The 13,403-nt window shown below is 39.1% G+C and carries 12 protein-coding genes; 9 read left to right on the forward strand and 3 right to left on the reverse strand.

The features are described 5' to 3' along the window. Nucleotides 1–353: 353 nt before the first annotated feature. Nucleotides 354–1,181 (reverse strand): hypothetical protein, encoded by an 828-nt coding sequence (locus P8610_RS09510; protein WP_394604182.1) that lies wholly within the window; start codon nt 1,179–1,181, stop codon nt 354–356. Nucleotides 1,182–1,438: 257 nt separating this feature from the next. Between P8610_RS09510 and P8610_RS09515 the strand changes: the two genes are divergently transcribed. The 3 genes from P8610_RS09515 to P8610_RS09525 all read left to right on the forward strand — a co-directional run bounded on the left by P8610_RS09515 (nt 1,439) and on the right by P8610_RS09525 (nt 4,158). Continuing rightward, entirely contained in the window at nt 1,439–2,296 is an 858-nt protein-coding gene (locus P8610_RS09515) for an ABC transporter permease subunit (RefSeq protein WP_394604184.1), read from the forward strand. Further along, nucleotides 2,293–3,318, forward strand: a complete 1,026-nt coding sequence (locus P8610_RS09520; protein ID WP_394604186.1) for an ABC transporter permease — start codon at nt 2,293–2,295, stop codon at nt 3,316–3,318. The genes P8610_RS09515 and P8610_RS09520 overlap by 4 nt, the downstream gene beginning before the upstream one ends. A 63-nt stretch (nt 3,319–3,381) precedes the next feature. Beyond that, a complete protein-coding gene (locus tag P8610_RS09525) occupies nt 3,382–4,158 on the forward strand; it encodes a protein-glutamine gamma-glutamyltransferase (protein WP_394604188.1) in 777 nt (258 codons plus the stop codon). 44 nt (nt 4,159–4,202) lie between these two features. On the opposite strand, the gene P8610_RS09530 is transcribed toward P8610_RS09525, so the two are convergent. After that, on the reverse strand, nt 4,203–5,531 hold the full coding sequence (locus tag P8610_RS09530; RefSeq protein WP_394604190.1) for a murein hydrolase activator EnvC family protein: 1,329 nt from the start codon (nt 5,529–5,531) through the stop codon (nt 4,203–4,205). Nucleotides 5,532–6,174: 643 nt separating this feature from the next. Between P8610_RS09530 and P8610_RS09535 the strand changes: the two genes are divergently transcribed. The 3 genes from P8610_RS09535 (at nt 6,175) to P8610_RS09545 (ending at nt 8,223) form a co-directional block, all read left to right on the forward strand. Further along, complete coding sequence (locus tag P8610_RS09535) at nt 6,175–6,729, forward strand: sigma-70 family RNA polymerase sigma factor (protein ID WP_394604192.1); 555 nt, start codon at nt 6,175–6,177, stop codon at nt 6,727–6,729. A 4-nt stretch (nt 6,730–6,733) separates the two neighbouring features. Then, on the forward strand, nt 6,734–7,387 hold the full coding sequence (locus tag P8610_RS09540) for a hypothetical protein (RefSeq protein ID WP_394604194.1): 654 nt from the start codon (nt 6,734–6,736) through the stop codon (nt 7,385–7,387). Between the two features lie 71 nt (nt 7,388–7,458). After that, nucleotides 7,459–8,223, forward strand: coding sequence for a DUF4931 domain-containing protein (locus tag P8610_RS09545; RefSeq protein WP_394604195.1), 765 nt, complete (start codon nt 7,459–7,461; stop codon nt 8,221–8,223). Between the two features lie 19 nt (nt 8,224–8,242). On the opposite strand, the gene P8610_RS09550 is transcribed toward P8610_RS09545, so the two are convergent. Next, on the reverse strand, nt 8,243–9,880 hold the full coding sequence (locus P8610_RS09550; protein ID WP_394604196.1) for a M20/M25/M40 family metallo-hydrolase: 1,638 nt from the start codon (nt 9,878–9,880) through the stop codon (nt 8,243–8,245). Between the two features lie 515 nt (nt 9,881–10,395). Between P8610_RS09550 and P8610_RS09555 the strand changes: the two genes are divergently transcribed. The 3 genes from P8610_RS09555 (at nt 10,396) to P8610_RS09565 (ending at nt 13,372) form a co-directional block, all read left to right on the forward strand. Beyond that, a complete protein-coding gene (locus tag P8610_RS09555; protein WP_394604197.1) occupies nt 10,396–11,100 on the forward strand; it encodes an ABC transporter ATP-binding protein in 705 nt (234 codons plus the stop codon). Next, nucleotides 11,084–12,403 carry an ABC transporter permease gene (locus P8610_RS09560; protein WP_394604198.1) on the forward strand — a complete coding sequence of 440 codons (1,320 nt, stop codon included), beginning with the start codon at nt 11,084–11,086 and terminating at the stop codon, nt 12,401–12,403. Before P8610_RS09555 ends, P8610_RS09560 begins: the two co-directional genes overlap by 17 nt. 282 nt (nt 12,404–12,685) lie before the next feature. Further along, a complete protein-coding gene (locus P8610_RS09565) occupies nt 12,686–13,372 on the forward strand; it encodes a Type 1 glutamine amidotransferase-like domain-containing protein (protein ID WP_394604199.1) in 687 nt (228 codons plus the stop codon). The last annotated feature ends 31 nt before the right edge of the window (nt 13,373–13,403 follow it).

Raw genomic sequence — 13,403 nt, forward strand, 5'->3', positions numbered from 1 at the left:
TTTCCCTTGGTAAATATAACAATTATTCAAAGGTATTTCAAGTAAAATACGAACGATTAATTAAAATATTTTATTTTCATTCGGTTTTAACTGAAAAATGTTTTTTCTAAAGGCTCTTTTCTAAAAGTTTGTTGCTTTCAAATTTTGTCCTCTATGACAGTTGATTGGAGTGCAAGGTGGGAGACTCCTCGAAAATTGAACTTCAAATTTTCTTCTTGCGATGTTTCGCTGCCGTAGCCTTCCTTGTCCGTCCTGCCCCGTGGAAAGCGAGCACCTGGAACGGAAATCAACCACTTCCAATAAACAGCCAAAAACAAAAACCCCAAGACGCGACTTCACACATCTTAAGGTTATTAAAGTCTGATTTTTATGATTTTCCAACCGTCTGTCATTGATTTTCTTTCTAATAAAAACGTGTAGGTATCAGAATGCAAGCCGTCATCACCGTATTTTTTGATTTTCGCCCTTATTTCAGTTCTTACGATAGGAGGGTATCTGCTGCTTGGCGTCCTGATTTCATATTGCATGCTTGTAATGCCTTTGAATAGTGAAGTGATGCTTCTGTCCTGTAGTAATATGGATGAAAGTACAGGTTTAGCAATTTTAATATCCTGCTGTTTCATACCGACTAAAAACATGGATACCGCTTGCTTTGCACTTGCACCAGAAGCGAATTTTGCTAATTGTCCTCCAGCTTTCAAAATCATGTATTGGTGGGAGGGGTCAATATTACGGGAACGATGTGTAGAACTTCCCAAGAAATGAATACAAAAGTGACCTGGGAACCCGTTTTCTAAGGCTCCTGCTCCGTGCGGCATTCCGTGCATGCTCCCAGCTAACATTCTGCCTTTAACAGGAATCAGTATGGCCCGCCGGTTCCAGCTCCATTTACCGTTATACAGATGCTTTAAAACAGCAGTATCATCATGAGTCAGCGGCTGTACATCTGCGTGTTTGTTGCCAGCCCTTCTTTGAACTTGAAAATAAAAACCGGTCTCCAAATCAATGACTTTAAACGTAGCACCTTTAGGGATGAGTTTGTTAACTTGATTCCACTCCAAGACCTCCCCCTTTTTCACGATAGGGAAATAAGTAAGGGGTTCTTTTGCTTCAGAAGTGGAGGGAGATAAAAAGCTGATACTAGCAGCAAGCAGAACTCCGATCATGATCTTATTCCACATATTAAATCCTCGATTCCATGTTTTCTCTTCCTTAATATGGATTGTTTTTTCCTTTTTATCCTTAAAAAAAGAAAAGCTGTTTTCGTACACTTTGGTGCTCTTTAAAGTCGTTGATTTCCGTTCCAGATGCTCGCTTTACGCGTGACGTCCGGTGAGCCCCCTGTCGCTTTGTACCTATATTCTTTAAGAAAAATAAAAAGAGTTGAATGATTTGTTCCATCGTAAACGTCTATGTAAGTAAGAGAAGGGGGAGCTAGATGGAAATCATAAAAAAACTATTACTGCAGCTATTATTAACGATTATTTCCATTATTCTTATAAGCGGGCTACCGGAACTGATCATTAATAAAGATGTTTCTGCTTATGGAGATAAGATTGCAGTTGTATTTAATGAAGTACTTAAAATGAACGAGATGATCTATTTCAATCAAGGAAAAGAGCGCTTATTTTTGGATGACATCTGGAGTCCTTACTTTTACTCATTGACGATTCTTTTTGGTGCACTGTTCATCGCTTTTTGCGCTGCGCAGTTATTGACATGGGGGACACTTATGCTTCCTATGTATTTGAGAAAAATTATTAAAAATGTTCTCACCTTTTTAGAATCTTTACCGGATCTCCTCGTGTTCGCACTTGTACAGATGGGGATCGTTCTAATTTATAAAAAGACAGGAATCCTTGTTTCAAATGTTGCCGCATTAGGAGGGGATAGCAGAATCTACCTAGTGCCAATTGCGTGTCTCATGATTTTGCCTTTCGTTTATTTTTACAAAATGATGATTCTTATGACAGAAGAAGAGATGGGGAAACCATACGTAGAAACGAGTTTGGCGAAGGGGATGCGAAGGATTTATGTTTTGATCGTCCATGTAACTAGAAACACAAGTGAAGGCATTTTTCATTTTTCAAAATCTGTTCTTTGGTTCATGATCTCCAACTTATTGTTAGTCGAGATCATTTTCAATATCCATGGAATCACACATTATATGTACCATGATTTCAGACCTGAAATGCTTGCGGCTTGTCTCATTTTACTTGTGATTCCGTTTTTTCTTATCTTTGCCGTATTCGAATGGTTCATTAGGCGTTTTACGAATAGAGGTGAGTTGGTATGATAAGAAGCTACAAATTTTGGATCGGTTTTAGCATTATTTCGGGATTGATTGTTTCGAGCCTTATCTTTTCTGTATTTTTTGATAGCCAAATCCGTCAAGTCCAAGTGCTTTATGATGAAAATATGAGTCCGATTAAGGCAGCTCCATTCGAACCATCCTTTAGGTTTCCGATGGGTACCGATCCCCTTGGTTATGATATTGCATTAAAAGTTTTGCAAGGTGCGAAATTTACATTATTGAGCGTCATCGCAATTGGGTTTTTACGGGTTCTTATCAGTCTCCTGGCTTCAATCCCTTTAACCTTTTACATGCCTGAAAAAATCAGAAAAAGTCTAGATCAATTGCTCAGTTCTTTTTATTTTATCCCGCTTACAATCATAGCTGTATTTGTCCTCACACCCATTCTAAGAGAACAATTGAAAATTCCTGAAATGGAAGGATATTTTATTTATTCATTTGCTCTGCGAATCGGACTTGAAATCATCATCTTAACTGTACTTGTGGTTCCGCTGCTTGGTTCTATGATCAGTAACTTGATGGCTGCAACTTTAAAAGAAGATTTTATTGAGGGTGCGAAGGTTTTAGGAGCCAGCCGATGGAGAATCTTCTCTAAACATGTATTGCCTCATACACTTCCCAAACTCATTATTGTGTGGTGTCAGCAATGTGTTCAAGTATTAATTATCTTTACACACCTTGGGTATTTTAAGCTCTTTTTTGGAGGAACAGATGTTGATTTCACGCCTATGGTTAATGATCCTCCAAAATCGGTATCAAATGAGTGGTCTGGATTAATAGGGGATTATTATTTCATGATCCAATCGAATCCATATATTGCGTTAGGACCCATCATCATGTTCGCCATCGCCATCTATGCGTTTCAGCTTATGGGAGAAGGATTTCAGCAGCACCTTGAAATGAGACATGTAAAAAAGGATAAAAAAGAAATTTTGACGCTAGAAGAAAGCAAACCTTTACCGCTTAAAACACCTTTTGCATTTTTACAAAACAGAGGAGCATAAAAAACACCACTTTTCTCATCCTGCCATACAATATCATATCCTGTGCAGACAGGGGGGAGAGAAATGATTTTTGTTAATGGGTATCCAGTAAATACAGCTCAAATCTCTGGTTTTAATGGGCTTACATCAACTCAGAAACAAATAGGTGAAAAGCTTGAAAATTCTAGAGAATCGTTCTATTACAGAAGTCCTCACCAATTTTTATTTGAAGTTGTTATGCGTGCAAATATCGTTGCAGCTGCAAACGCAATGCGTGATAGTGGAGCGGGATTTGCTACGTTTGTTAATTCTCGCTGTAATCCTCAATATTGGAGAAGAACAGCTTATGGCGGTTTTTTACTTCGATCGGGAGTCCGTCCTTCTGATGCCATTTCAGACATTTTCATTAACGGGAAAAAATACGGATTCGAATGTACAACCGCCATTATGATCATGTTTTATAAAGCAGTTCTTGAAACAATTGGAACGAGTATGTTTGATCAATTGTTTAACGGATTGCTTCTCTACAGTACAGAACATGATGAGGACCTTCAAATTATTCAGGTACCGTCTGGAGATTCCTTGCCTGGAGATGTGAGATATGTTAAAAATCCAGAGCATCACCCAAACACGCCTCAATGGCAAGGTGAAAATTTGATTGATCTTGGAAACGGGCAATTCTTCGGCCACGGAATTGGTACGGGTACGATTGGAGAGGTTATTGAAGTGCTTAATAAAAAGAGAATGCCTGGTGCTACAGTCTCAGCTTTTTTAACACCAGAAATTATCAGACCAAACTATCGTTTAATGTCCGAATACACTCGTCATCCAATTCGAAGACTGCTTGCTGGAGTCATATAAAAAAGACGCAGAGAAGAATCATGTTCTCTGCGTCTTTTACTTTTTTATTGAAGATATGGTCTTGGATCAACTGCATTTGACTTGGATCCGTTCCATGGTCCTTTGTGCAATTCGAAGTGTAAATGCTGACCTCTCGATTCACCAGTGTTTCCTTGGTAGCCTAGGAACGTACCTTGAGAAACAGATTGACCTTGACGAACAGCTGGTGTTGTTCTCATGTGTGCATATAGCGTTGTATAAAGTTGCCCATTAATATAGTGCGTAATATAGACAACGTTTCCGTAACTGCTTGAATAATAAGCTCTTGCTACTGTTCCAGATGCTGCTGCAACGATTGGTACCGCGCTTCCGCCTTTTGCAATATCCAATCCATAGTGCATTCCCGCACTTCTGTGACCGAAGCCTGAGGTAATCATTCCTTGAGAAGGCATGATAAAATCACGGCTGACAGGCACAGGAGCTGGTGCTGGTGCAGGCGGTGGTGATGAAGGTGCTGGTGCTGCTGAAGAACTTGAGTTTGACGAGCTGCTTTTCGCTCTAGCTGCCGCTGCTGCTGCATCAGCTTTTGCTTTTGCAGCTGCTGCTTCAGCCGCTGCTTTAGCTGCCGCTTCTCTCTTTTTACGTTCTTCTTCTTCACGTTTTGCACGAGCTATTTCTGCTTTAATTGCAGCTTCTTGTGCTGAAAGCAGTTCGTTTTTCTCTTCTAATTGCATAATATGACTATGGATTTCTCCTTCTTCTGTTTGCAAGTGTGCCAGAAGAGCAGCTTTCTGTTTTTTCTGATCAGTTAGCTTTTGGTTTAATCCCTCAAGCTCTGCTAAGTCTTTATTAAGAGAGGTTAGTTGAGTCTCAACTTCTTCTTTTTTCTTTTCAACAGAAGCTTTATCTTGTCTGTGTTCTTCTAAAATCGCTTTGTCTTGCTCAGCAATTACGTTTAAAGCAAATACGCGATCAAGAAAATCGCCAAAATCTTTAGCGCCTAATAAAACGTCTAGGTAGTTGACAGCCCCGCCGCTTTCATACATGGAACTTACACGTTCTTTTAAAAGAGCGTCACGTTCCTTGATTCTTTTCTCGAGCACATCAATCTCTTTTTTCAGTTTTTCAATAGAAGCTTTTGTAGATTGGATGGATGCTTTTTTGTTTTCAATTTCTTTAACTGTCTTATCTATAGAACTCTTTAATTGTTCGATTTGATCCACTGTGTGATCTTGCTTATTTTGATTCTCTTTTAGTTCACCCTGCTTTTTATCCTGTTCAGAGCGATTATGTTCTTTTTTATTTTTTATAGAAGACAGAGTTTCTGCCGATACGGTATATGTACTGAATACTAGACTCAGAGACAGTGTTGCCATTACTAGCTTGCGTTTCAAAATGGGTACTCCTCCTTGTAAGTGCAAATGTTGCCAATTTCTTTACTCATGTGATTATACCATTGATTACTAGTCAGTTATCGCGAAATAATATTACATTTATATTTCAAAATATTACACTATGAAACACAATTCGACTTATCTCTGTAACAAATTGTCTGTTAAAGGAAATAGAATAGGAGATATAGAATAGTAAATGACAAATAAATGGTTAAAGATACATACATTTCATTACAAAAAAGTCAGGTTAGAGAGACGATTTAAGTTTTATTCAAGATTAAATGGTCGATCTTACTATACAAAAAGAATTGTTACAGGTCTTCAACTATCAGACTCTAGCTACTGCCTTATAGTAATGGGTTACCAAAAGCAACAATAAATTCTCTATTCTTTTGATTAGGTCCTAGCCTCATAGATTTGCTTAAAAGACATCAGTGACAAGTTGATTGGAGTGGAAGGTGTGAGACTCCTGCGGGACAGGCGGGTAGGTGAGACACTTAAGAGTGAAACGTACGAATGTGGCTCACCGCCTGCCCCGCGGAAAGCGAGCACCTGAAACGGAAATCAACTACTTTCAAAAAAATGAATAAAAATTAAATTCACAATCGTCTAAAGGTTAGATGGAGTTTAAGGGGGGATGGACTTGAAAACGAAAACAAATGTTGTGTCACCAGAGATTAATCTACACAACTTGAGTCAGGAAGAGTGGCTTATACAAATCATGGACATGTACCAAGATAAGGTGATAAGGCTCGCTTATACGTATGTAAAAGATAGAAAATTAGCGGAGGATCTGGCACAAGAAGTATTTGTGAAATGTTTTATCCATAAGGACAACTTTCGAAATGAATCATCGGTAAAAACGTGGGTATATTCAATCACCATTAATTTGTGTAAGGACTATTTAAGAAGCGGATGGAAGAAGTACATTCATGTAATTGATCGTTTTAGCAAGTCCAAACCAACCTCTGCTCTAACACCCGAACTCTCTATCGTGCAAAAAAGTGAACATGAAGCATTGGCAGATGAAGTCTTGAAACTTCCGCTTAAATATCGAGAGGTCATCCTTCTCTACTATTATAAAGAGTTGACGGTTAATGAGATCAGCCAGATTTTAAATAAAAAAGAAGCGACAGTCAGAACAATTCTTCAGCGAGGCAGAGAAATGCTACGCCGTAAACTGGAAAAGGGAGGGTGAAGTCATGGAAGATCCGTTAAAGCAGCTGCCTGAAATATTGAACAACGGCCGTATGAAAACCATTACGTTTAAAGAGGAACATAGGCAAAGTGTTCTTCAGAAAACACGTGATCTGAATAAACCTCCTGCGCCTAAAAGCATGTGGTATCATTGGTTTCATCAAAGTTTAAGTCTGGCGCTTGGTGTAGCCTTTATCTTTATTTTTATCCAGTTTGCAGAAAGCATACCGCTTACAAAAGATACGAATAAAGATGCCGATTTCTTTGTGGAAACCCCTTATGCCAATCAGGCAATTTTAACAAAAGCACGACATGATATGAGGCATCATCATAATGTTACAGGAATTGACGCGTATCAAAAAGGTGATACATTAACTGTATATATCAGGTTTCCTGAAAATCTTTCACAAGAAGAACAGTTTTTTCTTACTGAGTCTTATTTGAAGGAAGTATCACATCTCACGTTAAACGAACCGTATGAAGCGCAGGGAAATTTGGGTGAACTATGGAATTATGTTAATCTAAAAGTCTATACAGCAGGTTCTACGGACGACGATATGAAAGCCGATCTTCTTGAAGTGGATAAAGACTTTGTATGGCTCGGTTCAATCAAGAAAAATGAAGGCATATTAAAGTGGGAGCGACTCACGAATAAATAACCGTAGCCAAACAGGATATATGTATGTGCAGCTAGAAATTAGACAGGAAACGAGCAAAAGCGGTGAATAGCATGAAAAAAACACACATAAAATTTTTTACAGAAGTAGGCGCACAAAAGCCGAACAGCATCAAAAACAAAGAAACTCCATGTCCATTTTGTCGCATTGATGAACTGGAAGAAGTACTGGATACAAGAGGTTCAATTCTATTAGTGAAAAATAAATATACTGTACTTGATGGAGCCTATCAGACCGTCCTTATCGAAACAGACGAATGTGAAGGAGAACTATCTGAATACAGTAAGGAACACCTTTATGATGTCCTGCGTTTCGGTCTGGACCATTGGGAGCGCATGTTAAATAGCGGAGAATATCGTTCGGTCATGTTTTTTAAAAACCATGGGCCTTTATCAGGCGGGACGATACGGCATCCTCATATGCAGATTATCGGTCTAAACGAAGTGGATTGTATGCATGATTTTTCTGTTAATCAGTTTGAGGGGCTCTCTATTTTAGACAAAGATGGGGTAAGGTTCACTGTATCAAATGAACCGCGAGTAGGATTTTATGAGCTGAATGTGATTTGGGAAAAAGACGCTGATCTAACTTTATTGGCAGATTGCATACAGACAGGAGCTCATTTTCTGCTTAATCATTTTCACCGAAACTGTACGAGTTACAATCTTTTCTTTTATAAGAATAACGAGACTTCGTACTGCAAGATTATGCCGCGCTTTGTAACATCACCTCTTTTTATGGGGTACGGTGTACAGCAAGTGGCGAACAATATTGAAGGTGTTGCACAAAAAATAAAAGACATTTATTTTACTGCATAAAGAAAAAACCAGATCTCACTCAGATCTGGTTTTTTGCTTTCTCAAACAGTGTTTCCATCGCAAACACGATGAGCGGATGGGTTTCATCCATCACTTTGTTGATTTCCAGCCGTTCGGTCCATTGATGAGCATCTTTGCCTAGCGGGCCGATGTTAATGACAGGAATGTTGATCTCTCTCATATCATCAAAGGGAATGTTATATCTTGACCCCAGTAAAGGAAAGTTACTAGTGAACGCCGCAAGGTCACGAGCATCACCGTTGAAACCAATATAACTTAAGTCAGATAATCCACTAAAGTAATGAACATTAACAAGGTCACTGTTGAACTCACTTTTTGCATGTTTCACTACTTCTTCTGATGTGGCTTTAATCAATGGATGATCGCTTGAACAGACAGCGGGATAAAAAGGCGGTGTGTAGAAAAGGACGATCATTGGTGAGATGTCTCTGCACAGACTCGCCAGTTCAAATACATATTGAATGGTAAGCTCTCTTTCATCAGCGTTTGGATTATTGGTTTGCAGCATGTTTTCTCTGCGGTCTAGTTCTTCTTGTCCATATTTTGTCACCGCATGCTCATAGAGCTCGTTAAAGGTGAGTACTTTTATGTTTTCTTTTTCAGGGGTGAAAGGAACAATTTTAGAAACAGCTTTACTTCTTTCGTAAAAACGGTTTTCCAATTTTCTAGCTGCGATTTGAGCACTATTCATCAGCATGGATGTAATATCTGATAGCGGTCGATTAAACAGCATAAGGTTAAAAAGAGTAACCGCCGCATGTGGAATCTGCACGGAATAATGATCTTTTAAATCTTTTTGTATCAAGTTTGTGGGTACAGGTGTAGCTTCAGTGCGGAACGTCTCAACAAAATCAACATTCCATTCTAGTTCTCTCGTAATCTCGGCTGCCATAGCATTGCCATTCATACCTGCTAGCGGTTCACCAACGTGCGTCTCTTTGCCGTAACAAAGAAAGCCAGGAAGAATCTTTCCCGTTGATCCGGTATACATATAAGGCGCTGTATCACCCGGAAATTTTGTGAAACTAGGTTCTCCGTTTAAACAAGTGATGTATTTAATATCATACTCTTCCTTTAACTGGCGTAAAACGCTGACTCCTGCCAGCATTCCCTCAGAGTGAACTTCTTCATCCGGAACGGAAATCATAAGAACATTTCCATTAAAATGACCGGTTGCCGCTTTTTCAATCATAGACATATGAAGCGCGACACCAGCTTTCATATCCATCGTTCCTCGACCGAACAGCCAATCACCATTCTTTAAATCTTCCTGAACAAAAGGATGAAGAAGCTCTTTATTTTCAATAATCTTTTCGGTAAGTTCGTCTGGCCGAAAAGCGAGGTGTTTCCATTCTCCAAAATCCTCAACAGAGACTACATCAAAGTGACTTAATAGAATAATGGTCTCTTTTACACTAGGATCATTCTGTACAAATGCCGTTATCAGTTTGCGGCCATCTGGAAGGGGATGATGGCGAACGTGATCCGGGTGTGTTGTGAAATATTCAAGTGAAGAAAGTGTATGGTGAAGGTGCTCTGCCATAAACAATTCTCCATCATGATGGGTGATGCTTGGAATCGAAACGAGATCTTTTAGCAGTTTCGTATATCCTTCTTTTGATTGCCACTTTAACATATGTGTACCTCCTAGATGTATGTCTTTGTTACCTATACTACTCTTTCCCTTTAAATCCTTTTTTAAAGAATGTTTTCGTAATCATAGTTGATAAAAGAAAACAATGAAAGTTTTTGATTTCCGTTTCAGGTGCTCCCTTTCCGCGGGGCGATCGGTGAGCCCTTTGCCGCTTTGCGCCTTAAAGGTCTCACCTGACCGCTGGTCCCGCAGGAGTCTCGCACCTTACACTCCAATCAACTTGTCAAAGAAGAAAATGTAAACTTCATTCCTAGCAGTTGTCGTAAGCTCTATTGGTTTTAGTAAGCGGTAGATCTTTGTTTCGATTAACTCGCTTTCCGTGGTGTGCGAACGTCTACAAAGATGGACATTATTTAAGTTAGAGATTCTATAAAAGTGTGAAGCCAACGTCATAAATATCTTTTAAAAACTTATTGGGACATATTGACAGATAATTACATAACGTGGTATATGTGTATTATAACTAATAGTACACTTAATACAAATGAGGTGGATCTGTGATTAAAGTTAAAAATTTATCCTATGCTTTTAAAATTGGAAAGAAAGAAAAGGAGAATGTGATTCCTGTTCTGCATGATGTGAATCTGCATGTGGGAGAGGGAGAAATCGTGGCGATTGTTGGAAGGAGCGGTTCTGGGAAGTCAACATTATTAAACTTAATATCAGGATTCATTCAAGCTGAAACTGGTGTGATTTCCATTAACGGGACACAAGTTAGTAGTTTGTCAGAATCAAAGTGGGCAGAATTTCGCTTAAATCACCTTGGATTTATTTTTCAAAGTTTTCAGCTTATCCCTAGCATGACAGCTTATGAAAACGTAGAACTTCCGTTGGTTTTAAAAGGGTGTAACGAGAAAGATAGAAAAGAACGGACGAACGAAATGTTGAAAAGGGTCGGGTTGGAACAGTATCAGAGTCATTATCCAGGAGAACTTTCAGGCGGGCAGCAGCAGCGTGTTAGTATAGCAAGAGCATTGATCTTAAACCCTCCACTCATATTGGCTGATGAACCAACAGGAAGTTTGGATTCTGAAAACGAGAGAGAACTTTTAACTTTTATAAAAGAATTAAATGAAAACTATGGAATTACGTTTCTAATGATTACACATGATCATGAAGTAGCTTCCATTGCCCACCGTAAAGTGGAGATTGTAGACGGGTACTTAAGAGAAGGGAGAATGCTTCGTGAAGTTCAAAGATAAGCACCGTTTTGTCAGAAGTAATATGAAAAGAAACAGAACACGTGTCTGGATGACGATTCTCGCTTCAACGATCGGCTGTGCCTTTTTAATTATGCTCGCCTCAGTAGGCTTTGCCATCCATAAGACAGCTGTAGATGATGTGATGAGTTACCGGTTGATGAACGAAATCCAAATCCAAAAAGAAAACGGTATGATAACTGATAAAGAAGTGAAGAAATTAGAGAAGATGAAAGATGTAAAGGCGGTCACACGCAAAAAGCATACACCCGCAAACGAGTTTATGCTCGGTGATTACATGATTAACACTACTGTTTTTAGTGCACATATGCCGTCTGAGATCAAAGCTGGCTTTGAACTAGACCGTGGTCGTTTACCTGAAAATAAGAATGAAATCGTAGTCGGTTATCATTTTGCGGAACAATTAACAAAAAAAGCGCCTGAAGATTATTTTGAAGGGTTGAGCGAGGAAGAATCACAGGAAAAACATAAAGAATTAATATACAAAGAAGACTTAATAGGAAAAACCCTCACTTACCATTTGACCCCTTCTGAAAATAAGGATCAAAATGCAAAAAATCTTTCGGTAGAAGTTAAAGTAGTTGGGATTGGAAAAAAACCGACAAAGAAGTGGGCTATTGTTACAGATGCTTATATTACGGAGGATCTTCGAAAAGAGGTAGTTCATACCCTATTTGGAAAAAACGAGAGAGATAAGAATGAAGGTACAGTGGAGGAAGGATATGACGATGTAAAAGTGTATACGTCTTCAGCGGAAGAGGTAAAAGCAGTTTCTGAAGTAATTGAGAAGATGAATTTATTAACTTATTCTGTTGCTAGCGAATTAAAGGAGCTTAACCTTTATTTTACTTTGTTTAAGGCGGGTCTAATTTTTATCGGTGGAATTGCTGTTCTAATTGCCTCCATCGGTATTTTTAATACGATGACGATGGCTGTTACGGAACGCTCACAGGATATAGGTATAATGAAAGCCATTGGTGCAACTCCTAAAACCATTAAACGCATTTTCCTGTTAGAAAGCGGGTATATCGGTCTATGGGGAGTGGGATTAGGTACATTGCTGGCATATTTGATTAGCTATGGAGTCAATTTTGCTCTTCCAATTATCATTGAGCAGTTCTTAAACGAAAAGCCACCTGAAGATTTCATTCTATCTTATATCCCATGGAGCCTGACGGTGATTGCCGTAACGATTTGTATGGGCGTAACGCTGTTATCGGGTTGGAGGCCTGCAGCAAAAGCTACCACGGTAGATGTATTAAAAGCGTTAAGAAGAGATGTGTAAAGGTGAACACCAGTAGATGTCTTAGTCTGCTGGTTTTTTGTAATGAGGTGTCTTTTCGAGGTGTACACTAAATTTCTTTTCCGTGATGATTGGACTTTATTCCGTGATTTTTATCTATTTTACCGTGATAAGTTAAAATTTTTCCTTGATCAAGCTTTGTTTTCACGTGATGACCTGCCCCTAATCAAGTCAGTGTCATTCTGAAGAAAAAAATGAACACAACTGCAACAGGAAAAAGGGTGGTATTCCCCGAAAACGTAGATTAAAGGAGTGAATAACACCATGAAACAAATTATTGCCATGGGGGGCGGCGGCTTTTCCATGGAACCTGAAAATAAACGACTGGATCATTATATTCTTCAGCAATGTAAAGCGGATAAACCGCGTATTTGTTTTGTACCAACAGCGAGTGGAGATGCGGATGGATATATTGATCGCTTTTACAAAGCTTTTGAAGCTGGAAACTGCGTGCCATCACATTTGTCGCTCTTTTCTCCTCCTATAGATCTGAAGGATTTCATGAATCAGCAGGATATTTTTTATGTCGGCGGAGGCAATACAAAAAACCTCCTCGCTCTGTGGAAAGAATGGGGATTAGATGTTCTTTTAAAAACGGCATATGAAGATGGGAAACTATTAGCCGGTCTTAGTGCAGGTTCTCTTTGCTGGTTTGAAGAAGGTGTGACCGATTCATTTGGCCCACTTACTAAGCTGGAATGTCTAGGCTTTCTGTCTGGAAGTCATTGCCCCCATTATGATGGTGAGGCAGAACGAAGACCCGCTTATCATGGACTTATTGAGAATGGATTAAAGCCAGGATTTGCAGCAGATGATGGAGCAGCACTTCACTTTATTGATGGAAAACTGCACAAAGTGGTTAGTTCAAGAGAGAACGCAAAAGCTTACTATGTAGAGAAACAGGGCGAGGAAGTGACTGAAAGGGAGCTCGAAACACTTTTTTTAAAATAAAGGTTTAAAGTTCTGATGATTGGGCGGAAAA

This window comes from Fictibacillus sp. UD (assembly GCF_043558025.1).
Classification (GTDB): Bacteria; Bacillota; Bacilli; order Bacillales; family Fictibacillaceae; genus Fictibacillus.

Bases quoted from the DNA above. Each gene is read 5' to 3' on its own strand.
- P8610_RS09525 (WP_394604188.1), top strand. From the start codon at position 3,382: ATGATTTTTGTTAATGGGTATCCAGTAAATACAGCTCAAATCTCTGGT.
- P8610_RS09565 (WP_394604199.1), top strand. From the start codon at position 12,686: ATGAAACAAATTATTGCCATGGGGGGCGGCGGCTTTTCCATGGAACCT.
- P8610_RS09545 (WP_394604195.1), top strand. From the start codon at position 7,459: ATGAAAAAAACACACATAAAATTTTTTACAGAAGTAGGCGCACAAAAG.
- P8610_RS09550 (WP_394604196.1), bottom strand. From the start codon at position 9,880: ATGTTAAAGTGGCAATCAAAAGAAGGATATACGAAACTGCTAAAAGAT.
- P8610_RS09540 (WP_394604194.1), top strand. From the start codon at position 6,734: ATGGAAGATCCGTTAAAGCAGCTGCCTGAAATATTGAACAACGGCCGT.
- P8610_RS09510 (WP_394604182.1), bottom strand. From the start codon at position 1,181: ATGTGGAATAAGATCATGATCGGAGTTCTGCTTGCTGCTAGTATCAGC.
- P8610_RS09515 (WP_394604184.1), top strand. From the start codon at position 1,439: ATGGAAATCATAAAAAAACTATTACTGCAGCTATTATTAACGATTATT.
- P8610_RS09520 (WP_394604186.1), top strand. From the start codon at position 2,293: ATGATAAGAAGCTACAAATTTTGGATCGGTTTTAGCATTATTTCGGGA.